Source organism: Undibacterium sp. 5I2 (assembly GCF_035019605.1).
GTDB lineage: Bacteria > Pseudomonadota > Gammaproteobacteria > Burkholderiales > Burkholderiaceae_D > Undibacterium.
The window spans coordinates 1-24,668 of record NZ_JASJVS010000055.1 but is presented as its reverse complement, the minus strand read 5'-3'; the positions used below and the strand labels follow the sequence as shown (position 1 = coordinate 24,668).

25 protein-coding genes and 1 pseudogene are annotated in these 24,668 nt (G+C 53.5%); 11 read left to right on the top strand and 15 right to left on the bottom strand.

The window, feature by feature from the left end; all coding sequences use genetic code 11:
* The 3 genes from QN359_RS16165 to QN359_RS16155 all read right to left on the bottom strand — a co-directional run.
* On the bottom strand, positions 1-236 hold a 236-nt coding region (locus tag QN359_RS16165; RefSeq protein ID WP_323493596.1), incomplete at its 3' end, for a DUF4160 domain-containing protein.
* A 245-nt stretch (positions 237-481) separates the two neighbouring features.
* A complete protein-coding gene (locus QN359_RS16160; protein ID WP_322250001.1) occupies positions 482-1,837 on the bottom strand; it encodes a carbohydrate porin in 1,356 nt (451 codons plus the stop codon).
* A gap of 37 nt (positions 1,838-1,874) precedes the next feature.
* The gene (locus QN359_RS16155) at positions 1,875-2,573 is read right to left on the bottom strand and encodes an MgtC/SapB family protein (RefSeq protein ID WP_322250002.1); all 699 of its coding nucleotides are present in this window, start codon (positions 2,571-2,573) and stop codon (positions 1,875-1,877) included.
* A 591-nt stretch (positions 2,574-3,164) separates the two neighbouring features.
* Between QN359_RS16155 and QN359_RS16150 the strand changes: the two genes are divergently transcribed.
* The 5 genes from QN359_RS16150 (at position 3,165) to QN359_RS16130 (ending at position 9,495) form a co-directional block, all read left to right on the top strand.
* Entirely contained in the window at positions 3,165-5,333 is a 2,169-nt protein-coding gene (locus QN359_RS16150; RefSeq protein WP_323493595.1) for a TonB-dependent receptor, read from the top strand.
* 168 nt (positions 5,334-5,501) lie between these two features.
* Positions 5,502-6,572, top strand: a complete 1,071-nt coding sequence (locus tag QN359_RS16145) for an extracellular solute-binding protein (protein ID WP_322250004.1) — start codon at positions 5,502-5,504, stop codon at positions 6,570-6,572.
* A 78-nt stretch (positions 6,573-6,650) separates the two neighbouring features.
* On the top strand, positions 6,651-7,781 hold the full coding sequence (locus QN359_RS16140; protein ID WP_322250005.1) for an ABC transporter ATP-binding protein: 1,131 nt from the start codon (positions 6,651-6,653) through the stop codon (positions 7,779-7,781).
* Positions 7,778-8,644 (top strand): ABC transporter permease, encoded by an 867-nt coding sequence (locus QN359_RS16135; RefSeq protein ID WP_322250006.1) that lies wholly within the window; start codon positions 7,778-7,780, stop codon positions 8,642-8,644. Before QN359_RS16140 ends, QN359_RS16135 begins: the two co-directional genes overlap by 4 nt.
* Positions 8,641-9,495, top strand: coding sequence for an ABC transporter permease (locus tag QN359_RS16130; protein ID WP_322250007.1), 855 nt, complete (start codon positions 8,641-8,643; stop codon positions 9,493-9,495). Before QN359_RS16135 ends, QN359_RS16130 begins: the two co-directional genes overlap by 4 nt.
* 8 nt (positions 9,496-9,503) lie before the next feature.
* Here the strand turns inward: QN359_RS16130 and QN359_RS16125 are convergent, their stop codons facing one another.
* On the bottom strand, positions 9,504-10,337 hold the full coding sequence (locus QN359_RS16125; protein WP_322250008.1) for a cytochrome c: 834 nt from the start codon (positions 10,335-10,337) through the stop codon (positions 9,504-9,506).
* A gap of 125 nt (positions 10,338-10,462) precedes the next feature.
* On the opposite strand from QN359_RS16125, the gene QN359_RS16120 reads away from it, so the two are divergent.
* The gene (locus QN359_RS16120) at positions 10,463-11,437 is read left to right on the top strand and encodes a cation diffusion facilitator family transporter (protein ID WP_322251040.1); all 975 of its coding nucleotides are present in this window, start codon (positions 10,463-10,465) and stop codon (positions 11,435-11,437) included.
* 54 nt (positions 11,438-11,491) lie between these two features.
* Here the strand turns inward: QN359_RS16120 and ccmE are convergent, their stop codons facing one another.
* The 5 genes from ccmE to ccmA are packed head-to-tail and all read right to left on the bottom strand — an operon-like array spanning position 11,492 to position 14,127.
* Positions 11,492-11,932 carry a cytochrome c maturation protein CcmE gene (gene ccmE / locus QN359_RS16115; protein ID WP_322250009.1) on the bottom strand — a complete coding sequence of 147 codons (441 nt, stop codon included), beginning with the start codon at positions 11,930-11,932 and terminating at the stop codon, positions 11,492-11,494.
* Positions 11,929-12,117 carry a heme exporter protein CcmD gene (gene ccmD, locus QN359_RS16110; RefSeq protein WP_322250010.1) on the bottom strand — a complete coding sequence of 63 codons (189 nt, stop codon included), beginning with the start codon at positions 12,115-12,117 and terminating at the stop codon, positions 11,929-11,931. Before ccmD ends, ccmE begins: the two co-directional genes overlap by 4 nt.
* Entirely contained in the window at positions 12,114-12,863 is a 750-nt protein-coding gene (gene ccmC / locus QN359_RS16105) for a heme ABC transporter permease CcmC (protein WP_322250011.1), read from the bottom strand. Before ccmC ends, ccmD begins: the two co-directional genes overlap by 4 nt.
* Complete coding sequence (gene ccmB / locus QN359_RS16100; protein ID WP_322250012.1) at positions 12,860-13,525, bottom strand: heme exporter protein CcmB; 666 nt, start codon at positions 13,523-13,525, stop codon at positions 12,860-12,862. The genes ccmC and ccmB overlap by 4 nt, the downstream gene beginning before the upstream one ends.
* Positions 13,522-14,127, bottom strand: a complete 606-nt coding sequence (gene ccmA / locus QN359_RS16095) for a cytochrome c biogenesis heme-transporting ATPase CcmA (RefSeq protein ID WP_322250013.1) — start codon at positions 14,125-14,127, stop codon at positions 13,522-13,524. Before ccmA ends, ccmB begins: the two co-directional genes overlap by 4 nt.
* Positions 14,128-14,816: 689 nt before the next feature.
* Here ccmA and QN359_RS16090 point away from each other — a divergent pair.
* A complete protein-coding gene (locus QN359_RS16090; protein ID WP_322250014.1) occupies positions 14,817-15,284 on the top strand; it encodes a cache domain-containing protein in 468 nt (155 codons plus the stop codon).
* Positions 15,285-15,332: 48 nt separating this feature from the next.
* Here QN359_RS16090 and QN359_RS16085 read toward each other — a convergent pair whose 3' ends face one another.
* Together QN359_RS16085 and QN359_RS16080 are read right to left on the bottom strand one after the other, a co-directional pair.
* Complete coding sequence (locus QN359_RS16085) at positions 15,333-16,121, bottom strand: transporter substrate-binding domain-containing protein (RefSeq protein ID WP_322250015.1); 789 nt, start codon at positions 16,119-16,121, stop codon at positions 15,333-15,335.
* A 55-nt stretch (positions 16,122-16,176) separates the two neighbouring features.
* Positions 16,177-16,471, bottom strand: a pseudogene (locus tag QN359_RS16080) (LysR substrate-binding domain-containing protein); the annotation flags it as partial.
* A gap of 230 nt (positions 16,472-16,701) precedes the next feature.
* On the opposite strand from QN359_RS16080, the gene QN359_RS16075 reads away from it, so the two are divergent.
* Positions 16,702-16,878, top strand: a complete 177-nt coding sequence (locus tag QN359_RS16075) for a hypothetical protein (RefSeq protein WP_322250016.1) — start codon at positions 16,702-16,704, stop codon at positions 16,876-16,878.
* Here the strand turns inward: QN359_RS16075 and QN359_RS16070 are convergent.
* Entirely contained in the window at positions 16,875-18,224 is a 1,350-nt protein-coding gene (locus QN359_RS16070) for a dienelactone hydrolase (RefSeq protein ID WP_322250017.1), read from the bottom strand. The two genes, QN359_RS16075 and QN359_RS16070, sit on opposite strands and share 4 nt — an antisense overlap.
* Before the next feature lie 186 nt (positions 18,225-18,410).
* Between QN359_RS16070 and QN359_RS16065 the strand changes: the two genes are divergently transcribed.
* From QN359_RS16065 to QN359_RS16055, 3 genes are all read left to right on the top strand, one after another.
* The gene (locus tag QN359_RS16065; RefSeq protein WP_322250018.1) at positions 18,411-18,584 is read left to right on the top strand and encodes a hypothetical protein; all 174 of its coding nucleotides are present in this window, start codon (positions 18,411-18,413) and stop codon (positions 18,582-18,584) included.
* A gap of 76 nt (positions 18,585-18,660) precedes the next feature.
* Positions 18,661-20,499, top strand: a complete 1,839-nt coding sequence (locus QN359_RS16060) for an asparagine synthetase B (RefSeq protein WP_322250019.1) — start codon at positions 18,661-18,663, stop codon at positions 20,497-20,499.
* A 36-nt stretch (positions 20,500-20,535) separates the two neighbouring features.
* On the top strand, positions 20,536-21,417 hold the full coding sequence (locus QN359_RS16055; protein ID WP_323493594.1) for a hypothetical protein: 882 nt from the start codon (positions 20,536-20,538) through the stop codon (positions 21,415-21,417).
* A 161-nt stretch (positions 21,418-21,578) separates the two neighbouring features.
* On the opposite strand, the gene QN359_RS16050 is transcribed toward QN359_RS16055, so the two are convergent.
* From QN359_RS16050 to QN359_RS16040, 3 genes are all read right to left on the bottom strand, one after another.
* Positions 21,579-22,067: an ATP-binding cassette domain-containing protein gene (locus QN359_RS16050; RefSeq protein WP_322250021.1), complete on the bottom strand. Its 489-nt coding sequence runs from the start codon at positions 22,065-22,067 to the stop codon at positions 21,579-21,581.
* The gene (locus tag QN359_RS16045; RefSeq protein WP_323493325.1) at positions 22,039-23,262 is read right to left on the bottom strand and encodes an ABC transporter transmembrane domain-containing protein; all 1,224 of its coding nucleotides are present in this window, start codon (positions 23,260-23,262) and stop codon (positions 22,039-22,041) included. Before QN359_RS16045 ends, QN359_RS16050 begins: the two co-directional genes overlap by 29 nt.
* Positions 23,263-23,436: 174 nt before the next feature.
* Positions 23,437-24,501 carry an HlyD family secretion protein gene (locus QN359_RS16040; protein ID WP_322250023.1) on the bottom strand — a complete coding sequence of 355 codons (1,065 nt, stop codon included), beginning with the start codon at positions 24,499-24,501 and terminating at the stop codon, positions 23,437-23,439.
* Positions 24,502-24,668 lie beyond the last annotated feature (167 nt).

Genomic DNA, 24,668 nt, shown 5'->3' with positions numbered 1-24,668 from the left:
AAAAGCGCGCAGGAATGACGTGGCCACCAGTCAGGGTAATGATACCGACTCACTACCCTTTTGCGACAGCCTCTGAACGACGGGGTTTTACGCGCAAATCCGATAAAGGCGGTGTTTTGTTCAACAACATCTGCCAGTTCGCGCAAGGTTCGGGAATCAAAACCATCGCTCCGGCTCAAGTGAACGCTTGGGTACAGACAGAACTTCGCTTCGCCATCAGCACCGCGAACATGCACAGGCTCTCGTTAGAGTAAAAGAAGAAGCGAAATCCCTTATAACGAAATATGACTGGCATTTCCTTCCTCACCAAGGAAGCGCAAATTCAGGAGCAATCGTCGCCACAAGCTAAAAAGTAGACCAATACGTAAAAATTTAGCACATCTTGGCCGAAATGGCATTGAATTTTTTCATCCGTTTTTGCCCTGAAAAGCATCGTGTTGCAAGCAATGGGCTAAGCCGCACTGGCCGCGCTGCCCAATTGTTAAAACTCGCCATGCAAACGCAGCGCATAGGTTGAAACCGGTCCACGGTCGCGATTGTAGGCTGGGTTACTGATGCGTTGAATGTCAAAACTCAAGGCCAATTGGCGGTGTAATTTCAAAGAATAGTAGGCTTCAAGAACAGTCTCATTGCCGTAATTCAGACGACCATCCCCAATCAAAACCCCGAGACCACCGGCAGCAAAGTAAGCTTTGGCATCGGCCGACAAGGCATTGATCGCCGTTGCCACGCCTATGGTGTCATCATGGCGGCCCCAACGGTCACCTTTGATGGCGGCACCGAACGAGAGTGAACGGTTGATGTCGGTGAACTCGTAAGCTTCTTGCACGCCGCGATTCATACTGAAACGCGCGAACACGCCTACATCGGCGGCCAATTCTTGCTCGGCATTGAGCGACCAGCCGGTGTTACTGCCAAAGCGGCGCGTGGTGCTGACATCGGGTGGGCCGCCGTTGAGGGCCGCAGCCGCGAGGGCGGCTTGGTAACTGCTCATATTGGCGCGATTCATGAAGGCCAAGAGTTTCACTTTACCTGGGTGACTGTTCCAATCCAGACGCTGTTCCGCTTCCACTACCAGCGAATACTGGCTGGTTTTGACGCTGGTGATTTTACTGTTCGGTTCCGGCGACAATTGGAACACGCCACCACGCAGCGTGCGCTCACCGCGATTCCATTCGGCCACGGCCCCATTGGTATACCCCCAGACATCGGCAGCGTAATCAAACGCACCGGCTTCGATGATGGACCAATTGAGAAAGTCAGTACGCGGATCATGCGCATAGCTGTTGGCATCGAAAATATCGACCACAGCAAACTTACCGATGGTCAGCGTCAGGTTATCGACGCTGCGGCTGCCAGCTAATTGGTTGGCCGCCGCCACCACGGCTTCGCTGTTCTCAGAAAGTCCTATCACATGACGCACGAACAAGCGCGGCAAGCGCACATACGGCGCGTTGGCACCGAGCTTATACGCGCCGCCACTCGGATAGCCGGCCGCGCCCAAGGTATTGCTGATGCCAAAGCCCTGATCAATTTCCGGGTTGATCCACAGCTCAGTTTGCGCACCCAGACGTAGCCCGGCAAACAAGGTGATATCAGTGGTTTCTTCGGTGCGGCCGCTCGCTGCCATGCTGTTGGTGCCGCTATAGGGTGCGGTGAAGCTGGCATGACGCTGAGTGATGTTGGTGAGCTGGCCGTAAACGGCGCTGGTTTGTGCCGGGCTTGGCGTGCCGCGGTCGACTGGCTCAGTCAATTCAGCCGCTGGTGCCGGCGACACCAACAAGGCGCACAAGGCCGCCGAGTACAACAAGGAAATGGGACGAGTGTATTTGATCATGATGCCTGCTCTTTTGTAAAATAAGGAATTCGGTAATTCATTCTTCGACTCTATGCAGCACGGCCCAGCGCGCTGCGCTGACCCCTTTTTCCAAGCTGATGCGGCTGACAATCTGCTCGAGCTGTAACAAGTTATTCGGCGAGGCAATGAGGTCGGCGCGTACCTCGAGTTGCCCACTCATGGCCGTGTCTTCACTGTGCAGCGACTGTATCATCAACTGCGGCATACCATTAAGCATGTGCAACATCAGTGTGCGTACATGGACTTCATCATCATTGCGACACACAATCGAGAGCCGGTACATTTGTTCGACTTCGGTCGCACTGTCCATGCTTTGCTTGTTGATTTGTTGACCGATACTGCGCAATAACAAATTCGCGCCGAGTATCGCCGCCGCGCCTGCCGTAGCGGCCAGACTGTGCCCCAACCCGGCCAGTACACCGATGGCGGCCGAACACCAGAGCGTGGCGGCGGTATTGAGACCGCGAACATTCAATCCTTCTCGCATAATCACACCGGCGCCTAGAAAACCTATACCGGACACCACTTGGGCGGCAATACGGGCCTGCCCTTCGGCGTTGTCGCCGGCCACGGCCACGAATAAACTCGCACCAGCCGCCACCAGTGCATTAGTACGTAAACCAGCCATACGTTGGCGCATTTGACGTTCAGCGCCGATGACAGCGCCTAAAGCGAGTGCCAGCAGCACTCTGAGGGTAAAGACATCGATTTCCATCTTGTTGTTTCCCGAAAAAATCGGCGACACGAAGCCAGTGCAACGCGCGCATATGAAAAAATTTTCGGATGGAGCACTCGATGAGGAGCGCGCTACGGCGGCGAACGCTGGCTTGGCCAGCGCGCGAGAATCAAGCGTGACGAAGACAGCGAGGCGCGATGTAAGTCCATCCGCTGATTTGTAAAATCCAACTGCTGCAGTCCACGGCCATTCCTGAAAAAAAGATAAGGAGCGAATTGTAAGCGGCTTGTTTTTCACGTGTCAATGCAAAATTTTTCATCGCGTGAGGAAACCAATCACGCGCGAGCACACGCGCCTCACGATGCCCGATTATTATTTCAAGGCAATGACATGACGCGCGCAAGATGCACGATACAACACTGCTGCACTGTTGCTATTGAAGTCATGTTTCAGTCACATACGCTTGTTAGAGTTCGCCCCGTCCAGCAGATCCGCTCTGTTCTCCCGCTCGGTATCCTTGCGGGCAGCGCTCTGCACGTCAATTCGAACCGAATTTTTTTCATGGTCTCTATCTCAAGGAAAACTGTTGTGAACGCCCAATTTCGATACACCCCGATTTACCTCGTTTTAATGCACGCCTTCGCTGGTACTGCCCTGGCCCAGCAAGTGCCGTCCGATACCGCGACGGTTACCGTTTCTGCTGAAGGTAAATCGCGTCAAGTGCAAGATGTCAGCAAAGACGATTTGATCAAAGTCGTTCCAGGCAGCAGCCCATTGAAAACTCTGGAAAAAATGCCAGGTGTGAGCTTTCAATCGGCCGACCCCTTCGGCACCTATGAATGGTCGACCCGTTTTTCCGCCCGTGGTTTCAATCAAAACCACATGGGTTTCACACTCGATGAAGTACCGCTGGGCGACATGAGCTACGGTAACAATAACGGCCTGCATATCAGCCGCGCGATTTCATCGGAAAACATCGGCCACGTCACTCTCTCGCAAGGTTCGGGCGACGTCGGCACGGCCTCGACCAGCAATCTTGGCGGCACAGTACAGTTTTATTCCTCGGCACCGGCCGATGTATTCACTATTAGCGGCGCACAGACTCTGGGCAGCAACAGCACTTCGCGCACCTTTGCCCGCCTCGATACCGGTTTGTTCGGCAATGGCAGCAAAGCAGATTTGAGTGTCACGCGTCAACGCTCGGAAAAATGGAAAGGAACTGGCGCGCAAAATCAGGACCAATTCAATTCCAAGTTCGTACAACAATTGGGTAACGATCACAAATTGAGCGCGTTTTTCAATTATTCCGATCGCAAAGAAATCGATTACCAAGATATGTCGCTCGACATGATCAAACGTCTTGGCAGTAACTGGGATAACTATGCACCAGACTGGCAGCGCGCAGTCAATGCGGCCCGCGGCATCTTCACCGGCGGTGTCAACAGTTTGGATGATGCCTACTACCAAGGCAGCGGTTTGCGTCGCGATTCCTTGCTGGGCGCTACCCTAAACAGCAATTTCGGCAGCATGGTCGATCTGAAAACCACGGTCTATCACCATAGCGATGAAGGCCAAGGTCACTGGTACACACCATACACGGCTTCTACCAATGGTGTACCTATCGCCATCCGTACTTCCGAATACGGTATCAGCCGCAATGGCGTCTTGTCTGACTTGACGCTGGAATTGACTGGCCATACCGTTAATGCCGGTTTCTGGGTAGAAAGCAGCCTGCATTCATTGACACGTAATTTCTATAACGCCAGCGGCCCACAAGATACCAATGTATTCTTGAGCAATCCGACCAGCACCGGCTTCAAACAGAATTTCGCGACCAAGACCACGCAATTCTATGCCCAAGACACAATGAGTTTTGCCGATAACAAACTCAAGCTCAATTACGGTTTCAAATCACCGCATGTAACGGTCGACGCCATCAGCATCGTCGGCAGCCGTGCCGCTGGCGAAATCAAAGCCGACAAGAGTTTCTTGCCGCAGATCGGGGTCAATTATGCTCTGAGCAAAAACAATGAATTGTTTGCCAGCGTATCGCAAAATATGCGCGCCTTCCAACCGGGTGTCGATGGTCCGTTTTCGCAAACTCAAGCGTCGTTCAATCTCAGTTCGGCTAATTTGAAACCGGAAACCTCGACCACCTTCGACAGCGGTTACCGTTTCAAAACGGCTGACTTGGTTGGTTCAGTCGCTTTGTACTTCACCAAATTCAACGACCGTTTGCTGTCGATCGCCCCACCTTGCGCCGGCATTCAAGGCTGTCCTAGCTTGTTTGCCAACGTCGGTGAAGTCGATTCCAAAGGTGCCGAGGCAGCTTTATCATGGACACCGGTTAAAAATTGGACATGGTTCAATTCGGCTACGTATAACGATGCCCAATACAAGTCGAATTACATCGACAATAATGTGGTAGTCAACATCGCTGGCAAACAAGTCGTCGATGCGCCTAAGTTCATGCTCAAAACTGAACTGTCGTACGATACCAACACATGGTTCGCCCGCACCGGTGCCAAGTTCACGGACAAGCGTTTTTATACCTACACCAATGATGCGCAAGTTCCTTCGTATGTCATCGTGAACCTGTCTACCGGTTACAAACAAGCATCGCTCGGTGGTTTGAAAGATGTTTCCATCCAACTCAATGTGGAAAATCTGCTCAACAAAAACTACATCAGCACCATCGGTTCGAATGGCTTTTCTGCCAAAGACCCAACTGGTACGGCACAAACTTTGTTGACTGGCGCACCGCGTCAATTCTTCATTACCTTCAGCGCAAAAATATAAGTTTTTTGCCTTAGCATGAAGCCGCGACAAGCTGCCAAGCTGTCGCGGCCTTTTGCATCTCAGACCATCCTGTGGCAAGATGAAGCGGTGACACGCACACTGTCATGCGCTTGTCACAAGGACGTGAAACCATCGAAGGTTGCTTGAAATCACATACCGGTTAATCTGATGAAAAAATTTCCCCTGTTGTCTTTGCGGCTGAGCTGTGTCGGCTTGCTGTTAACTTGCTTGCCGACCCTGTCGATGGCGAACGATAAGTTGCGTATCCTGACTTGGGCCGATTATGTGCCGAAAGATGTCGCGGCTCAATTCACCAAAGAAACCGGCATCACGGTTGAATTGACCTTGTCGAACAATGAAGAAATGATTTCCAAATTACGCGCCACCGGTGGTGCTGGGTTTGATTTGGTGCAACCTAGTCAAGACCGTATCGCCGCACCGGCGGTGGAATTCGGCATTTACAAAGCGATCGACTTAAGCAAAATCAACACAGCGAATTTCATTCCTGAGATGTGGGAAAGCAGTAAGCAAGTCACCACAGTCAATGGCAAAACCTATGGCGTACCGTTTTATTGGGGCACCGATGGCTTGGTGGTAGCGAGCGCAGACATTGCCGACTACAGTGATTTATGTAAGCCTGCTGTTCGCGGTAAAGTGGCGATACGGCTCAAGCGCCCCAGCCTGATCGCCATGGCTTTTTCCATGGGGCTCGACCCGTTCAAGGCTTACGCTACGCCCAAACTCTATGAACAGATCATGCAACAAGCCGGTGACAAGCTCATCGCCTGCAAAAAGAATTACAAATATTTTTGGGAAAGCAAAGACCAATTATTGAATGATTTGCGCACCGGCGAGCTGGTAGCGGCACAAATGTGGGATAGCGGTGGCTGGAAATTGAACAGTGAAAACCCGCATCTCAAATTCATCGCCCCGCGCTCCGGTGCGCTCGGTTGGATCGATGCCTATGCCTTACCGGCCAAAGGAAAAAACGATACTGCCGCGTATGCCTGGATTAATTTTGTGACGCGTCCCGAGATCGCCGGACGCATGGCTACTTCAGCGCGTACGTTTACGGTGATTAAGCAGGCAGAGAAATTCATGGCCCCCAAAATGCAGCAACAATTCCAAGAAACGTTTTCTGCTGCTGCTTTAAAAAATATTCATTGGTATCCGGCGATTCCGGCCGGTTTGGAAGAGCTCGATGGAAAAATTCTCGACAAGATCAAAGCCGCGCCTTGACTTGTTTGCGCTCGCTGATGGCGTACCGACAGGCAGCGGCCCGTGCGCCGCTGCGCCCCATTCCCCTGCCATGATGTTATGAATCCTACTGATCACGCCACCATCGACCTCGATATTCAAGCCGTATCGAAACGTTACCAACAAAACGGAAAAATTTTTACTGCCGTTGACGCTATCTCGCTGCAAATTCCGAAAGGCCAGTTCTGCTCCATACTCGGCCCTTCCGGCTGTGGCAAAACCACGTTGCTGCGCATGGTGGCCGGTTTCATCGAGCCCGATGCCGGCGACATTGTCGTCGCTGGGAAAAGCATGCATCAGGTGCCGGCCAATCGACGGCCGGTGAATATGGTGTTTCAACATTTGGCCTTGTTTCCGATGATGTCGGTGGCGGAAAATGTCGCCTATGGCTTACAGCGACGCGGCGATAAAAAAGCCGACATCGCGCACCGCGTCGCCGATATGCTGCGCCGGGTAGGCTTGCCCGATGCCGGTGGCAAACGCATCGAGCAAATGTCGGGCGGACAAAAGCAACGCGTCGCCATTGCCCGCGCCTTAGTGCTGGAACCGGCGCTGCTGTTACTCGATGAACCGCTCGGGGCACTCGACATGAAATTGCGCGAGCAAATGAAACTCGAACTCAAGCAATTACAAACCCAAATCGGTACCACGTTTTTGTATATCACCCACGATCAGTCCGAAGCCTTGGTGATGTCAGACTTGGTGGCGGTGATGAACCACGGGCGCTTTGAACAAATCGGCACCCCGCAGGATTTATATTACCGGCCACAAACAAGTTTCGTCGCCGGCTTCGTCGGCAATGCCAATCAGCTCACTGCGCGGGCGGTAGCGGTCGAGCAGCGCAGCGTACAGGTGGCGCTGGATGGCTCGCATGACTTGCATGCCGAATCACAGCAACAACTGAGCGCCGGCCAAGACTTGCAATTATTTATACGACCAGAGAGTATTGCCATCGCACGCAGCCCACATCCGCCTCAGCAGTATGCCAATCACTTACAGGGCAGCGTACGTCATCTACTGTTTGATGGTGCCAATTCCAGCGTCGTGGTCGGCTTGGCCGACAGTGCACTGAGCTTGCAAGTCGCGCTGCCACAAAACGGCATGCTGGCCGATTTACAAGCCGGTCAAGCGGTTCATCTGGCCATCGCTGCCGCCCACGTGCTGGCCTTTGCGGCTGAGTCCGCGCCATGAAACGCCTGCCTAACGCGCTGTTCTTGTGGCTGTTGCTGGCACCGGCGTTGATCTGGCTCGGTGGCTTGATCATCGTGCCGCATCTGGAAATGCTCATCCTCTCTTTGCGAATACGCGTCGCGCCACAACAATATACCTACGGCCTAAGCCAATACGCGACCTTTTTCAATGAGCCGCTGTACTGGCACACCTTCGTGCGTACCGCCGTACTCTCACTCAGTGCGACGGCGCTGTCCTTGGTGCTGGCATTTCCGGTGGCCTGGCATATCGCAAAAATTGCCCGCGGTCGTAGCAAAGTCTGCTTGTTTGCACTCGTCCTCATGCCGTTTTGGATCAGCGAAATGGTCAGAACCTTGGGCTGGATGATACTGCTGCGCGCTAACGGGGTGCTGCCGCAATTGCTGCAAGCATGCGGCCTCACCACTAGCCCGGTCGAATTGCTTTACAACGACGGTGCCATCCTGCTCGGACTCGTGTATTCCTCGCTGCTGTTCATGCTCATACCACTGATCAACGCACTCGAAACCTTAGACGACAGCCTGATCGAAGCCGCCTATGACCTCGGTGGCCAAGGCTTCAATATCTTGCGTGAGATTATCATTCCCCATGCGGCACCAGGCATAGCTGCCGGCACCATCATGGTATTCATGCTCACGCTAGGCAATTACCTCACGCCGGTGTTATTGGGAGGAAAAAATTCCATGTGGTTCACCGAACAAATTTATACCCAATTCATCACGCGGTTTAATTGGGAACAAGGGGCAGCATTTGCCTTCCTGTTGCTGGCTCTCTCCACTCTGCTGGTATTTTGTGGTTTGAAATTGAGCGGCCAATCATTTGCCGATGTCATGAGGCGCACATGATCAACAGCATTCCACAATCGCTCGCGCTACGCAGCGCCCGTCGTATTTATCTGGCGGCGTTTCTGTTATTTCTGTTTTTACCGCTGACTGTGGTGGTCATGTTTGCCTTCAACGATGCCGCCTACCCGATGCCACCATGGCATGGTTGGACTTGGGATTGGTTTTTCGCCGATGGCCAACACGAGCGCACCGGCGTGTTTTTCGATACCGAACTGCTCACCAGCTTGCGTTACAGTGTGCAAGTCGCTTGCGCAGTCAGTCTGATCAGTCTTGTGCTCGGCACCGGCAATGCCTTTTTGCTCGAGCGCTTTCGCTTTCGCGGCCAGCCAGCGCTGGCACTGGCGATGTTACTACCCTTGGTGATACCGGGTGTGATACTCGGCATTTCGATTCTCGCCCTGATGAGCCAATTAGCCCAGTTTGCCGACGACTATCTCGGTCTGGAACTTGATTTTCTACGACCTGGCTTGGTACTGGTCACATTAGGTCAAGTGTCGTACATCGCCTCGATTGCCACGTTAACGATCAGCGCGCGCCTCAAACGTTTTGATATCAGCTTGGAAGAAGCGGCGCAGAATCTCGGTGCCAGTCGCAGCGCCATCTTTTTCACCATTTTGCTGCCGTATTTGCGACCAGCCTTGGCCGGTGCCGCCATCATGGCGTTTCTGTTATCGTTCGAGAATTTCAACACCACCTACATGCTGACCGGTAGCGATGCACCGCTCACCGTAATGATCTACGGGCGCATGAAGGAAGGGGCTACGCCAGTGGTCAATGCCATCAGTTTGCTGCTCATGCTGGTGTCGGCCGTATGCGTGATCGTGATGAGTCGCGGTAAGCCGGAGCGCTAGCGTCTGTTTCAAGGCTGACGTTGACGCGCCATTTGGCGCAAATATAACAGCAAATCGTCGAGCTCCTGAGCGCTGATGATCTCGACCGAAAAACCGGGCATGCTCGATTGCGCCCAGCTGCGCACTGCCGCCGGCTGACGAATCAAACGACGCAGCATGCCGGCCTCAAAATACTCGGTCGGACTGTAGGGCAGATTCAAATCTGGCCCGATATGCGCATCGCCGCCGCCATTCAAACTATGGCAGGTGGCGCAATTCTTAGCAAATACTTGTAAGCCGCGCAGTGCACCTCCCTGTTCCGCGGCATCGGCATGCACTTGCAATTGCGGGTAGCGCTGCTCCAAGGCTTGCGTTTCTGCTATTTTTGCGATTTGATACGGCCACTGTTCGCTGGAAATATGCGCCCCGGCGGTATCGGTCCAAATCAAATACAGGGGCCCGGCACTGGGCTTGCCTGCGGCGAGTGCTGGCCACGGTGCGGCCGGGTTCTCCAGCGCCAGCCAAGCTTGCGCCTTACCGAGAAAGCTGGCATTCGGGATGGTTGCGACGAACCCATCGTTTGCCGTAAACAACAGATTTCCTTGCGCCGGCAAAGCCGGCAACAAGACTTTGAGCGGTAAGGCTTGATAGCTGTGGCGGCCGTGATAGGCTGGATCGGTGTCGATGACGATGGTCTGCCAGCCTGGCATGGCGCGCAATTGCGCATCGCTCAGCGTGTGCGTGCCACCATGCAGTTGCAGTTCCAGCGTGGCGGCGGCACTGCTGCGTGCCCCCACCAGCACCATCAACAGCAAAATTGAAGCACAAAAAGTGCTGACGCTGGCGCGTGCAAGTTTTATCATAGAGACCACGATCAAAAAAATTGTTTGCAATCATGCAGTGCATCAATATGCCATGCCCCGTACAATAGTGCCACGAATAGTCTGCTTTGCTACTTCCTGACTCCACACTTTAGCTCCCCTCCATGATGCTCAATAACGATATCGCCAACGAACACGATGATCCGCAATACAGTACCGCCGCCCGTACGGCAGCGACGGCCCGCAGCACTTGGGTCAGCGTCGCGGTCAACCTGGTATTGACGGTGGCGCAAATTTGCGCCGGTATTTTCAGTAAATCGCAAGGTTTGATTGCCGACGGTGTACATTCCTTGTCAGATTTGGTGGCCGACTTTGTCGTGCTGTTCGCCAATCGACACAGCCAAAAAGATGCCGACACCGAGCATCCTTATGGCCACCATCGTTTTGAAACCGGTGCCTCGCTGGCACTCGGACTGTTACTGTTGGCGGTGGGTTGCGGCATGTTGTGGGCTGCCTTCAAAAAACTCGAAGCGCCGGAAACCATCGCGCAAGTCCATGTACTGGCCTTATGGGTAGCCGGCGTCGCCTTGGTTGCTAAAGAATTATTGTTCCGCTACATGTTGGCAGTGGCAGAAAAAGTCAAATCGAGCATGCTGGTGGCCAATGCTTGGCACGCCCGTTCCGATGCCGCCTCCTCGTTGGTGGTAGCGCTCGGCATTATCGGTAACTTGGCTGGCTATCCCCTGCTCGACCCGATCGCCGCAGCCATCGTCGGTTTCATGGTCGCTAAAATGGGTTGGCAATTCGGCTGGGATGCCCTCAATGATTTGATGGACCGTGCCGCCGACGAAGAAGAGGTCGCGGCGATCCGTGCCACCTTGGCGCAAACCCCGGGCGTGATCGACGTACATGACGTCAATACCCGTAAAATGGGCGATATGATCGTGGTTGATGCGCATATTGAAGTCAATGCCCTCATTACCGTCGAAGCCGGGCACGATATCGCGGTGGCCGCCCGTCTGCGCGTGATGCAGCATCACCGCGTGCTTAACCTGATGACTCATATCGACCCATGGAAGCGGCCCGACCGGGATCACCCCGGTGAGCCGGCAAAGCCGCTGGGAGCCAGTGCGCAGCACTAAGCCGATGCTGGGAGCTGAGCGCCGCGATATAAGAAAAACACGCCGTTTCAGGGCTCACGGCTTGAGCTTATCTGCCGGTTGTCCGGCTTGTTCCAAGGCTTTTTTAGCGGCTGGAGGCATATAGTTTTCATCATGTTTGGCCAACACTTCGCTGGCGACAAAACTACCGTCACGCTCTAGCCTACCCTGTACCACCGCGCCCTTACCTTCTTTAAACAGATCCGGCAAAATACCGGTATAGGCGACGGCTATATCGCTGCGTAAGTCAGTCACGACAAAATGCGCCACCAGTTCCTCACGTGTGAGCGAGCCTTGTTTGACCAGACCGCCGATGCGAAACGCTTTTCCACTCGGTGCCTGGCCTGCAATTACCTCACTCGGGGTGATATAAAGAGCGATATTACTGTTGAGCGCATTGAGGATCAGCGTCGCCGCCACGCCCAAGCATAACAATCCGGCAGCGATGATGAGGCTGCGTTTGGTTCTCGGTTTCACTTCATTTCCTCGCTAGAGTGTTGAGCCATCCATTCATGTTCCAAGCGCAGCGCTGCCGCGGTATAGCGACGTCGCAGCAAGCAAGGTTCCAGCACCAGCAGCAGCACAGCCATGCCGAAACTGCTCCAGACATACAGGGCATAACCGCCCATGGCGAAAAATTCGGCCAGCGAATGCCAGATCATGATTTTGCTCCCAGTGTTTGGCGCAGCCAGTCGGCTTCGCCTTCGCGCTCCAGAATAATCGCACGCACCCGCATCAGCGACACCGCAATCGTGTACATCCACAGGCACAGCGCCATCAGCAGCATCGCCAGCAGCATGGTGTTGGCCATGGCCGGTGCCTTACTCAGCGACACCGAGGCTCCTTGGTGCAGGGTATTCCACCATATGACAGAAAAGTAAATGACCGGCACATTGACTACCCCGACCAGTGCCAAAATAGCACCAGCCTTATCGGCGCGGCGCGCGTCATCAATCGCCGCTTGCAAGGCGATAAAGCCGAGGTAAAGAAACAGCAGAATCAATTCCGAAGTCAGCCGTGCATCCCAGATCCACCAGGCACCCCACATCGGTTTGCCCCAGAAAGCCCCGGTCCACAGCGACAGCACAGTCATCAAAGCACCGGTCGGTGCCAGCGCCTGTGCCATCATGGCCGACAAGCGAGTATTGAAAATCAGGCCGACGGCAGCCCAGGCGGCCATCACCAGATAGATGAACATCGACATCCAGGAAGCTGGCACATGAATGAAGATAATGCGATAGCCGTTACCCTGTACGGCGTCGACCGGAGCGACAAAAAAACTCAGCCACAAGCCGGCCAGCGCGAACAGCGCGGCCAAGCCCCAGAACCAAGGGATGAATTTTCCGGCTAAGTCGAAAAAATATGCCGGACTGGAAAATGTAAACCAATTGAAAAATTTATTGTTCATTCTGTCGCTATCCTTATGGCTGCGGTGGTCGCCCATGGCGCACAAAATAATGTCAAGGCCAGCAGCGCGCCCAATACTGAAAAATGACCGCTGACAGCGAGTCCGGCACTGTGCGCACTCACCGCACCAGCACCGAAAATCAACACCGGTATATACAAAGGCAGCACCAGCAAACTGAGTAAGGCACCACCGCCACGCACCCCCAGCGTGAGCGCAGCACCGATGGCACCGATCAGCGACAGCACCGGTGTGCCGATTAACAGCGACAACAGCAAAACCGGCAAATCGGCCGCGCTGACATCAAACTGCAAGGCCATCAACGGTGCCAGCAAGACCAGCGGCAAACCGGCCACCAGCCAGTGCGCGACGATTTTACCGCCGACCAGCACAAACAAGGGGCTGGGAGAGAGCACCATTTGTTCCAAGGTGCCGTCGGCATAATCTGCCGCAAACATTTTATGCAAACCGAGTATTGCCGACAGCAATGCCGCAACCCAGATGATGCCAGGTGCGATTTTCCTCAGCAAGGCCGGGTCGGCACCGATAGCTAACGGGAACAGGCTGGTGACCACCACAAAGAAGAACAAAGCAGTCAGGGTTTCACTTTTGCGACGCATGACCAACAACAAGTCGCGCCGGATCGCGGTGAGAAAAGCCGTCATAGTTGCAGCACCTTTCCCGCCGCCAAGCCGATGGCTTGATGGCTGGTCATGATCACCATGCCAGCGCTGCTCAAGTGCTGGGTAATCAATTCCGACAAGGCTGCCACGGCCGCCACATCGAGTGCGGTGAACGGCTCATCGAGTATCCACAGCGTGGCATGGCGCGTCAACAGCCGGGCCAATAACACGCGGCGCTTTTGTCCGGCCGACAGACAGCCAACCGGCAGTTGTTCACGCCCGCGCAAGCCGAAGCGCGCCAAGGCGGCGCACACTTCCACCGCACCCAGCGCCTGGCCATCCAAGGCGGCCGCCAGCAGCAGGTTTTCCAGTGCACTCAATTCATCCTTGAGCGCTTCATGATGACCGAGGAACAGCAAGTGGCGATGAAATTCTTCCGGACAAGTCGCGATATCGCGGCCATCCCAAGCAACGCTGCCGGCAGTTGGCTCGCTCAAGCCGGCCAACATGCGTAACAAACTGGTTTTACCTGCACCGTTATCACCGCGAATATGCAGCCATTCGCCGGGCACCAGCGCCAAACTCAAACCGCTGAACAGTTGCCGTTTTCCGCGCAGGCAAGTCAAACCGTTCGCACTGAGCATGTAAGTCCTCACTCTTTTTGGTTGATTCAATCATCGTACCGACGCGGCCGAATAACAAAAAACAATGGACGGAAGTAAATTCCGTCCATTGTTTCCGATGCATCATTTTAACTCGATATCCGCTCCGCTCGTTAGGATCTTAGTATTTACTCGCAAGGCACGATCGCAGACCAAGACGGCGGTGTCGCTCACACGCTTACAACGGGTGGCTTGGTACTGCTCTTGGCTGCGCGCACACCCGGCCCAAGCCACAGTGTAGACTCGATGGAGCAATAAGTCTGCCTGAGCCAGCGCAGCCTGCAACGCCATTTCCATGCGGCCGTCGGGTCCGGGAGCGATGGCCTGATTGATACGCGAGCGCACCGGTGTGGCGGCTGCTTTACTCGCATCACCACACATTCCGTTGAATCAGGTCGCGGAACTGGCCGGCTTCGGCTCGGAAGAATCACTGCCGCGGCATTTCCGCCAGTAGCTCGGGACCAGCCAGCAAGCTTACCGATAGCGCTTCGCACGCTGAACTGCAGCGCTACAGCAGCAGGCCGGTATGTCAACAAATTTCACAGTTCAAGACATTGCGCTTCGATACCAAGCGTACTATATTTCCCAAAGGAAATCTTTTAACACGGATTACCTGCCCCGATCCAGCGCCACAGAGCGCTGCAATAAGCACAATCAGCAAGGAGACCACGATGTCAAAATTATTTACTTTCAGCTTGCCACTGTTACTCCTCAGCGCTCTGCTGAGCTTACCCCTCAGTGCATCAGCACAAAGCAAAGGGGATGAGGCGGCCGCATTGGCCTTGGTAAAAAAAGCCGTCGAGTATGTCAAAACCAATGGCAGAGAAAGCAGCCTCAAAGAATTCAGCAAACCACAAGGCAGCTTCAGCGACCGCGATTTGTATATCTTTGCCATCGACCTGCAAGGGAAGATGGTGGCCCATGGCGCGATCAAAAACATCATCGATAAAAATGTGCTGGAAATGAAAGATGCCGACGGCAAGTTCTTGTTCAAAACCATGCTCGAGATGGCCGCCACCAAAGGTAGCGGCTGGTTGCAGTACAAATGGCCTAACCCGCTCACCAAATCGGTTGATGCCAAGTCGACTTACATAGAAAAATACGGTGAGCTGATCATCGGTTGCGGTGTCTATAAATAATTCGCTCAAGCCGGCGCTGCCAGCGGCACTCGGCAGCGCCGGCCCGTATCATTCGGCATAGCGATCGGCGAGTCGTTTGAGTTCGCCATTTTGTTTCAATGCTCGTAGTGCCGCAGCGAGTTTGGCGACCACCTCAGGCCGTAAATTGAGTGCCAAGCCCATATAAAAGATTTCGTGTAACTGCGGCCGTTCCAGCAATCTGATTTCTCCGCTCATGCCGGCCTTGCTGATTTCATTCTTGATACCTGGCGAGCGATGGCAATAAAAACGTGCTCGACCGGCCCGTAGCTTTTTCAAATTCGACAGCGAAGAGGTCGCGCTGGCATCGACCTGCAAACCGCCTAACTGCTCCAGTCGATCAACCACACCGAAACCATACAAGGCCAGAATCACGCCATCCTTCCCAAGCCGGCGGATATCCTCCCAATTCGCTACCGCCACGGTATCGTCGGCCCGTACCGCCAACAGATAATCGACCTCAAACAAGGGCGTCTCCAGCCATTGGTAGTGAGCGCGATTGCGGCGGTTTTTCTGCACGCCGCAAAACACATCAAGCTGTCCATCAGCCATGGCCCGCTCTATCCGCAGGCGCGGTTGCCAGACCTGATCACCTTGAAAGCGCAACTCAGGGTCTTGCTTTTCCAGCGCACGCAAGATATCGATACACAAACCACCAACCGCACCCTGAGCGCTGCCGCTCAAAGCGATAAACTTCGGTGCCGAGGCTTCTTGCGCAGCCGTGTGCAACACAAGTACTTCTGCACGGGCACCACCAAACATCAACAAGAGTGCGCAAAACAGGCATCGCAACCATACGCAAACGAGGTAACACTTCACATCACACTCCAAAAAAAAATTTCACTAGGTTGCTGTCATACTGACTCGGATATTCTCACAGCAATTCGACCCCAGGTAAATTTAAATAGCAGCTTTCACGCGTTGTTTGCACAAAATCGCTCAGATACAGTTTGGCCGACATCTCAGGCAAGCACGCTGCATAGAGACGCCCGGTCAATCTTTGCGCCGTGATCGGTTGAGCGAATACATAAGCGCGTTTAAGATAATTGTGTGCGGCCCAAAGCGGCAAGGTCGCAATGCCGCGGTGACTGGCGACCAGTTGGCAACATCGCGAACGTTAATTCGGTAGTGAGGCGCGCTGGCTTAATCCCGGCCGGTTTGAACAATTTAAGGGATCGTCGCAACAGGGTTTTCAGTCGCTATCATTACCCCGGCTGGTGGCCACGTCGTTCCTGCGCGCTTTTGGCAGGAATCCAGCGGCGTTCGTACTTAACTGAAAATGCCAGAAATTATAGTGCTTTCAGTGCTGAAAACGACACTGGGTTCCCGCCAAAAGCATGCGGGAATGACGAGGTTGCGGTATGCGGTGTTTCCGGTGTAAAAAACGTCCATCAGACTTTTGCGACAGCCTCTGAAGGCCGGTGTTTCGAATCCTGGTCAGATTTTTGCTGACACCACGGCACTGCAAATTGCGTTGGCCCTGCGTGCTGAAGTCAGCGATTTAGAACAAGCATTCAAGATCAACGCCACCGCTGTGACAGCGGCGAAGAATGTGCGCGCGCAAGTCAGTACTTAAGGAAGCACCTGAGGAAGCACCTGCGCCGCTTTCTTTTCCAAGCGCAAACCTACCGCAGTACGTTCCGGAAAACCCTTCCAGTAGGTATGTTCCGCGCTAGGCTGGCCATTGGCATCGACGCGCCAGAGCCCGGCGCTGGCCTGCTCCGGCAAGTTCAGGTAAGCGTCCATCGCGGCATTCTTGTTCAAATATTTTCCCAAAAACGCCGTCACGAAATGCTGTGAAATATTATTCATTCTGACGCTATCCCACACTGCATCCATATAATGGTCGGCCACCGATTTTTTTTGCCCTGGCAAAATGCTCCAGGCTTCTTTCGGTGCCGGCATCGGTGCACCGGCGTTGTGATTGGCCTGTTCAAAGGTCAGCAAATAACGTTCGGCCTGCACGCTGCCTTCAAACAGGTCGCGCACACCGGGCGCATAACCAGAGACATCGTCGGCACTGCCGGCGATGAACAACACGGGGGTATGAATCCCGGCCAAGCCGGCACGATCCCAGACACCGGCATTCCAGCCCCAAGGGGCAAAGGCGACAGCCGCCTTGATACGGGGATCGAGCGAGGCTACATAACTGGCATTGCCGGCCGCCCGAATTGCCAGTGCTTGGTTCGGCACCAAAGCACTGTTGACTGCAGTGGCACTGAGCCCGCCGCCTATGGTATTGAGCACCCCATAGCCGCCCATGGAATAACCGATCAAGGCCGTCTGATCGGCATCGATCACACCGGCGAAGCGGCCGCCAACATCATTTTTATTCAAAGCCGCCATCTGCTCAAGCACAAACAACTGATCGAGCGAACGGTTGAGCAAGGTACTGGAAAATGCTTGCATATCCTCATACGTGCTGTCGGTATGATCGATCGCCACCACTACATAGCCTTTGCTGGCCAAATTTTCGGTCAAATGACTGAGCAAGAAGCGGTTGCCCGGGTAACCGTGCGACACGATCACCAGCGGATACGGGCCATGCGCCTTATCGGGTGAGGCATCGCGCACCGCCTGGCCGGACAAACTGACAGCGGTCTTCCCATCCCGCAAGACGGTACGGTAGGTCGGGCCGGCAGCGGCGCTGCCTGACGCACTCACTGTCGCCGGGTACCAGACCTCCACCGTCAAGGGCCGGTCATACAAGACCGGCGCGGCACCGGCCTTGGTGTGGAGGATGTCGAGCTGGCCCGGATGCGTCAGATGCAGCGTCGTCACACCGCTGCGGCTGGCCCCGTAAGCCGCCAGTGCCGGCGCATCGGGGCGGATTTGATCAATACGGTTTTCCTGTGCAGCGACACAAAATGGCGTGATCAGCGTGCCGGCGACTAAAAACAGACGGACGAACTTGGAAGGCATCAGTAACTTTCAAAAAATAAGCTGGTCTGCTCAGCATAGCCGAGAAATGCTAAAGCATGATGTCAATGTGATAGGGTAAGTACATACCGACTCGAGCGCCGCCGCGCTGAAAATTTCCAGAAAATTACGACAACGTAGCCCATTTTTGTTGATAGAATAAAGCATTTATTTCCACAGGGTAATGATATGACCACCCCTACTATGCTCACGCAACACACTGCACCAACCATCGCTGTGGTACCAGACCAGCCGACACGTCGCCCTTATCTGGCCCCGCAATTGGTTTATTTGTCAAATGAGGAAACCGAGGGTAAAGCTCACGGTGGTGGCGAAACAATCACCTCCGGCCCGGGTTCTTGAACTTGGCACAGCACAGTTGCACCCATCGGCCCAGGCCGCGCTTGCCCATGCTGCATTGTCAATAAGCTCCCATCACGTGGCACTGTTATTATTTAATCGTACTGAGCAAGCCATCGACGCGCGCTTTCCCGCTCTGTTTGCGCGACGTCGCGGGCGCTCAGCAGAGGCGCGCGGGGCCTGCCTCGCCACGACCGATACGCCCCCCCTGCTCGGCGCAATCCATTGCGCAAACAGCGGCTGCGAACTACTGGCCTGGTTGCGTATCGATAATCGCAGCGCGCTGGCGGCCGAGCTTGGCCTCCCCGTCTGCCTCGACAATGCGCACTCCGATGGACAATTACTGCTGGCCGCCTATGCGCGCTGGCAGGAAGGCTGTGTAGCACGTCTGATCGGCGACTTTGCCTTTGCCCTTTACGATCCGCAACGCGAAACGGTACTGCTGGCACGCGATCCGCTCGGTGTGCGGCCGCTGTATTATCGCCTCGATCCGGATTTGTTAGCCGTGGCATTGAGCCCGGCCGCCTTGTTACATTTACCGGACCGCCAAGCCCAGCGCGATATGGACTGGGCCGCGCGCTTTTTGCTGCGCATTTCACAAAGCCATACCGCCACCGGCTACCGCGAAATCAAGAAACTCCCGCCCGGGCATCTGGCAGTGCTCAATCAAACCGGTTACACCATGCGCGCCTATTTCAGTTGGCGCGATGATGCACCGACTAGCCGACGTCTCGATCCGCATTGGCTCAGTGCTTACCGTGAGCAACTGGAACAGGCCCTGGCCTGTCGCTTGGATGCGCAGCATCCGATCGGCTGCGAAAACAGCGGTGGCATCGATTCCGCCACAATTACCGGTTTGGCAGCGCAATTGGCCGGAGCGCCGCGCATACATAGCTTCGGCATTGCCATGCAAGAGCAGGAAGCCAGCCACATCGACGCCACCATCCGCATGCATGGCATCGAGCACCAGCATCTGCTATCAGGCTTTGCCAAGCCGGACGATGACACTATCGACCACATGCTGACGGTATTGGGCTACCCGGCCGAACATGGCAATGCTTACGCACATTTTCCGTTTTACCAACTCTGTCGCCAATTCGGCGTCACCACTTTACTGTCCGGTTTCGGTGGCGATGAAGCGGTGACCAACCCCGGCCATCACTTATTCCATGAATTGCTGGACCAAGGCGATTGGCGCAATCTGTATCGCCTCATGCCCGGCAATCCGCTGACTCGCAGCTTACGCCTGGCCAAACGTCTGCTGACACCGCGCCGCGCCAGCAACGATGAATCCTTGCAAACTGTTTATGCCCAGCGCTGGGCTTATCAGCCGCTGCACCTTGAAGTGGTGGAACAACTTGATTTGGCAGCGGCCTATATGGACAGCGCCATCGATGACGCACCGTATCGCCGTATCAACGATTTCGTGTTACAGAATCGCTTGGTGGCTGCCTTTATTCCCACGCGCTTGGAAAATTGTTCGCTGCTCGCGGCCCTATATGGCGTCGAATACCGCTGGCCTTTGTTGGATGTCCGTTTGATACAGCAATATTTATCGACCCCATCGCTGGAAAAATTCGGCCCCGGCGGCATGGGGCGCTATTTACACCGACGTGCCATGGAGGGCATCGCACCGCCCATGGTGCAATGGAAGCGTAGCAAAGATATGGGATTGGATACATGGTTGGCACAACAACTGCAAACGCAGAATTTGCAAGCTGTAGCACGGCAGTTGCAGGACGAATTAGAGCGCTTGCCAACGGCCTTGGAGAACCTGGTCGATATAGCGAAACTGCGCCGCACTGCGCAAAACTTAACGCAACTGCAGGGCAGCGCCCGCAACGCCGCCTGGGTACAACTGCGTAGCACTACCAGCAATCTGCAATGGTTGCGGCGCTGGCTGCTGCGAGTAGAATGATCGGGTACAGGATTCAATTTCGATCAAGCAGTGTTGTTGAAAAATATGAAGATTATTTTCATTCTATGCATTTTCTTCTTTTCGTGTCATGTCACGGCCTCAGATCGCACAGCCAGCGATGTCGCCTTAAAGTGGGTTGACATTGAGGTAATCACAAATCAATTTGACCAGATCAATGAGGTAAAAAAAGTCTCAGGACTTCGACCGGGCTTTACTGCTGCGCTGTCAGATCCACTCCTTCGTTCAGCCTGCAATCGCATCAGAACTAAATACAAAACGGCAAAAATTAATTGTCGCGGAATTTCTATGGAAGGAGCAAGCGCACTCTACGTAGTTGAAATTTCTGATCTTGAGAACAGCGATTCTATTCCTGATCGCTACTGCTCAGAAGTCAAGGTCTTGCCTCCAGAATCGGTAATTTTATTGGAAAATTGGAAGCTGACTTTAGAAAAACAACTTGCTTCGCCTGAGTCGGGCCCTATTTCCGAATATATCAATGACAATCATTTTTTGGATTATCGTCATTCTGAACTCCACGAATTTGCTTTAGCTTTGTACCGAGAAATAAGTCTGCATATGTCGAGAATCGACAATCAAGTAGCAAGCTGCATTTCAGAAGAGAGAGAAAATGTCATCAATTTACTTAATTTTCTCGGCGATCCAAATCGGGCAATCCGCATTGCTGAGACCTATCTTGCAGACGAAGACGCCAGCGTCAGAAATTCGGCATTTCGCTTACTGGCCTCTTTTTCCAAATACATCACTGTGCGTTCCAGCCAACACTTGCTCGATCTGGCATGTAACAATCTCAGAAATACTACCTTCACCGATAGAAACAAATCGCTGGTTTTAATTTCTGAGTTGCTTACAAAAAAAACGTTGCAGCCAATTCAGTCAGCAAACAATGTAGACAGTTAATTAAAAACTCAGCCGACCATAACGTTTCCGACCAAATTGGAGCTTATGCAAAAAAGATAATGCGTTTTTTAAATTAAAATCATACAAAAATCAGCTGTTCCGCTCGGCGTGGTCGGGAAACAATAAACGACCAGCCTGACGTGATTATCTTCCTCCCCCTGCTATGATTGCGGTGCAAAACGAGGTGCCACGATGTCCTGCACGATCACGCCATCCTGCAACACTAGAATTCGCTCGGCCATCGCAATCGTCTCTGGCCTGTGCGCGACCAAGATACGCGTCAAGGCTAATTGTGCAATCGCTGCGTTCACCGCTTGTTCATTATCGATATCAAGGTGGCTGGTCGCTTCATCAAGCACCAATAAGCTCGGTTGTTTATACAAGGCACGCGCCAATAATATTCTTTGTTTTTGTCCACCTGACAAGCCACTGCCTATGTCGCCGACTAAAGTATGATATCCCATGGGCATCGCAACAATTTCATGATGTATAGCCGCTTGTTGTGAACAATATTCTATCTGTTGTTGAGAAGGTTCCGGATCGAAGAAGCAGATATTGTCAGCAATCGAACCCGCAAATAAATGGTCGTCCTGCATGACCGTACCGAGTAAGCGGCGATAATTATGCAGGCCCAATTGTTTGAGTCGCACGCCACCAATCACTAAGCATCCCAATAGAAAAACGATTATCGAGCACCGCCAGCGCTGCCAGCCAAATGACAATAACCCTTTCAGCATTGAATAGCAGCGTATTGGCCGTTTGATACGATACCGTTATACGAGCGATGCGCAATTCGGCATTGAACTGGTCACTGAGATTGTTCATCCAGCTGTAACGTCGCTCTTCAACTCGATTGAACAGACGAATACTTTGCACACCGCGCACCGATTCCATGAAATGCGTTTGCTGCTTCGCCGCATGGACAATTTTCTCGGCAGTCGCTTCACGCAATTGCCGAAAAATACTAAAGCGTAGTAGAACATAGAGCAGTACCGCCAGACTAGCGATCGCGCTCAGCTGCGGGCTATACAAAAGCATCACGACCAGCGTACCCATTACCATCACGCCGTCAATCACCGCTTCAACGAATTGGGTAGTCAAGCTCTGCTGTATCGTGCCGATAGAGCCGAAGCGCGAAACGATATCGCCAGTATGGCGCTTCTCAAAATATGACAACGGTAAGCGCATCAGATGCATGAACACATTACCGAGCCATTGAAAATTCAAATTCGTCGATAAGACCGTGAGCACCCACGAGCGCACGGCACCGATCACAGTTTGTACGAATACCAGCAACAGAAGACCGCAGCCTAACACGGTGAGCAAGTCTCTGTCAGCGGCAAGCAATGCTTCATCAACCACCCATTGCATATAAAATGGCGCCACCAAGGAACAAATCTGCAAAGCCAAACCCAAAAACAATAATTGACACAGGCCGCTGGAAAGGCCAAAGACTTGTCCCATCAAAGACAGTAGACTAAACTTTTGCACTTCCTCAGCTGGTTTAAAACTGCCTCCAGGTTTCAGCTCCAGTGCTACACCAGTAAAATGTCTGGCGAATTCTTCTAAGGCTAGCCTGCGTTGGCCGACCGCGGGATCAAGTAGTACCGCGTGTTTATGTGAGACACTTTTCAGCACCACAAAGTGATTCAAATCCCAGTGTAAAATGCAAGGCAATGTTAACTCGGCTAAATGCTGCATATCGAGCTTGAGCGGCCGTGTTTGTAAGCCCAAGCCTTGCGCCATATCCATCACGCCTTTCAGTGTCGCGCCTTTTAAGGAAATTGAAAAACGCCGGCGCATACTCGCCAGATCGATTTTGTGACCCCAATAGCTCGACACCATGCACAAACAGCTTAAGCCGCATTCGGCGGCTTCAGTCTGCAACAACACAGGCAATTGACGGCGACGCCAGAAGCGCAGCTCAGGAAACGCAGCGGGGAACATACTGCTCCAACATATTTAAAGAAATCAAGAACACAACACGCAAACCCGCGTTAGTAAGAGGCCATCAAGCGTCTATACCCGTCCGGTAATACTGTACAAAGGCTCAAGTATCCATTCGTATAGTCGGCGCTGTTCCAGCAAGATACTGGCACCGACTGCCATGCCCGATTTAAGCGGCAAGCGGCGGCCATAGGCGGTGACATATTGCGCGTCGAGCGTGACACGAATTCGGTACAGTGCTTCCGAGCTAATAGCAGACGAAACCGCGAATGGCAATTCCTCGGGCCTCAAGGCACTGCTTGCGATCTCGCGCACCGTCGCTTTGAATTGACCGAATTTCTGATAGGGATACGCGTGGTAGCGTAATAACACAGACATGCCAGGCTGAACAAATCCTACAGAACGTGATGGTGCATAAATCTCCGCTTCCAAGTGCGAGCCGGCCGGTATCAGCGCGGCGATCGCGGTATTCGGCGTCACCGTTTGCCCAACCGTCGCTGTGATAGCGGTGACCGTGCCATCTTGCGGTGCGCGTACCAGTAGCTCGCGGCGCGCTTCATTCTCAGTGAAATCTTGTTCGACAGAACTGAGGTTACGTTGTACCGCAGCCGCATCACGTTGTGCCTGTAATTCCAAATCTGCGATATCTGCTTGCGTTGCCATCAGTTCTCGCTCGGTCGCCGACTTGATGCGAGCGAGCTCAGCTAGTCGCTGCTCCTGATCCAGCCGTTGAGCCTGCGCATCTTGTAACTGTGCGGCTGAAATGTAGTTCATTTCCTGTAAGTCGCGATAACGTTGGTATGCCTGCACGGCGAGTTGCATACGCTCTCCTTGCATCGCAATTTGCTCATCAATTTTTGCAATCTCACTTCCGATATCTGCTGCTCGTTTGCGCAGCGCAACGAGACGTTTCTGGTTTTGTTCAAACATTTTTTCCTGCTCTACTACAAAGCTATCGCGCCTGGTAAGGAGTAAGGATGAAATCGTCTTTTGCGCCTCACCATGAGTGGCACTGCGCTCACTGGACAACACAAACAATACGTCGCCGGCATGGACAAGCTGCCCCTCGACAACGCTCACAGAAAGTAAAACTCCAGCTTGTGGCGGCACCACGCGAGTGACACCAAGGTTTGGCAAGAGCACTCCGGTGCATTGGGCTTTTCTGTGGGTACTAAAGAAATTGACATCCTCCCCGCCCTAAAGGACGGGGATTCCTACGGCGCTGCGTGTAATGGTCTAATGTTTACGGACACCTCAATAGGAGGAATAATTACCTAAACGAGGAAAATAAAGATGACTGGGAA

What these genes read in the sequence shown, in the direction of transcription:
- QN359_RS16130 (WP_322250007.1), top strand. Translation starts at nt 8,641, where the DNA reads ATGATCAACAGCATTCCACAATCGCTCGCGCTACGCAGCGCCCGTCGT.
- ccmB (WP_322250012.1), bottom strand. Translation starts at nt 13,525, where the DNA reads ATGACGGCTTTTCTCACCGCGATCCGGCGCGACTTGTTGTTGGTCATG.
- QN359_RS16145 (WP_322250004.1), top strand. Translation starts at nt 5,502, where the DNA reads ATGAAAAAATTTCCCCTGTTGTCTTTGCGGCTGAGCTGTGTCGGCTTG.
- QN359_RS16155 (WP_322250002.1), bottom strand. Translation starts at nt 2,573, where the DNA reads ATGGAAATCGATGTCTTTACCCTCAGAGTGCTGCTGGCACTCGCTTTA.
- QN359_RS16135 (WP_322250006.1), top strand. Translation starts at nt 7,778, where the DNA reads ATGAAACGCCTGCCTAACGCGCTGTTCTTGTGGCTGTTGCTGGCACCG.
- ccmD (WP_322250010.1), bottom strand. Translation starts at nt 12,117, where the DNA reads ATGATCTGGCATTCGCTGGCCGAATTTTTCGCCATGGGCGGTTATGCC.
- QN359_RS16065 (WP_322250018.1), top strand. Translation starts at nt 18,411, where the DNA reads ATGACCACCCCTACTATGCTCACGCAACACACTGCACCAACCATCGCT.
- QN359_RS16125 (WP_322250008.1), bottom strand. Translation starts at nt 10,337, where the DNA reads ATGATAAAACTTGCACGCGCCAGCGTCAGCACTTTTTGTGCTTCAATT.
- ccmA (WP_322250013.1), bottom strand. Translation starts at nt 14,127, where the DNA reads ATGCTCAGTGCGAACGGTTTGACTTGCCTGCGCGGAAAACGGCAACTG.
- QN359_RS16160 (WP_322250001.1), bottom strand. Translation starts at nt 1,837, where the DNA reads ATGATCAAATACACTCGTCCCATTTCCTTGTTGTACTCGGCGGCCTTG.
- ccmC (WP_322250011.1), bottom strand. Translation starts at nt 12,863, where the DNA reads ATGAACAATAAATTTTTCAATTGGTTTACATTTTCCAGTCCGGCATAT.
- QN359_RS16120 (WP_322251040.1), top strand. Translation starts at nt 10,463, where the DNA reads ATGCTCAATAACGATATCGCCAACGAACACGATGATCCGCAATACAGT.
- QN359_RS16150 (WP_323493595.1), top strand. Translation starts at nt 3,165, where the DNA reads ATGCACGCCTTCGCTGGTACTGCCCTGGCCCAGCAAGTGCCGTCCGAT.
- QN359_RS16090 (WP_322250014.1), top strand. Translation starts at nt 14,817, where the DNA reads ATGTCAAAATTATTTACTTTCAGCTTGCCACTGTTACTCCTCAGCGCT.
- QN359_RS16140 (WP_322250005.1), top strand. Translation starts at nt 6,651, where the DNA reads ATGAATCCTACTGATCACGCCACCATCGACCTCGATATTCAAGCCGTA.
- QN359_RS16070 (WP_322250017.1), bottom strand. Translation starts at nt 18,224, where the DNA reads ATGCCTTCCAAGTTCGTCCGTCTGTTTTTAGTCGCCGGCACGCTGATC.
- QN359_RS16045 (WP_323493325.1), bottom strand. Translation starts at nt 23,262, where the DNA reads ATGGTGTCGAGCTATTGGGGTCACAAAATCGATCTGGCGAGTATGCGC.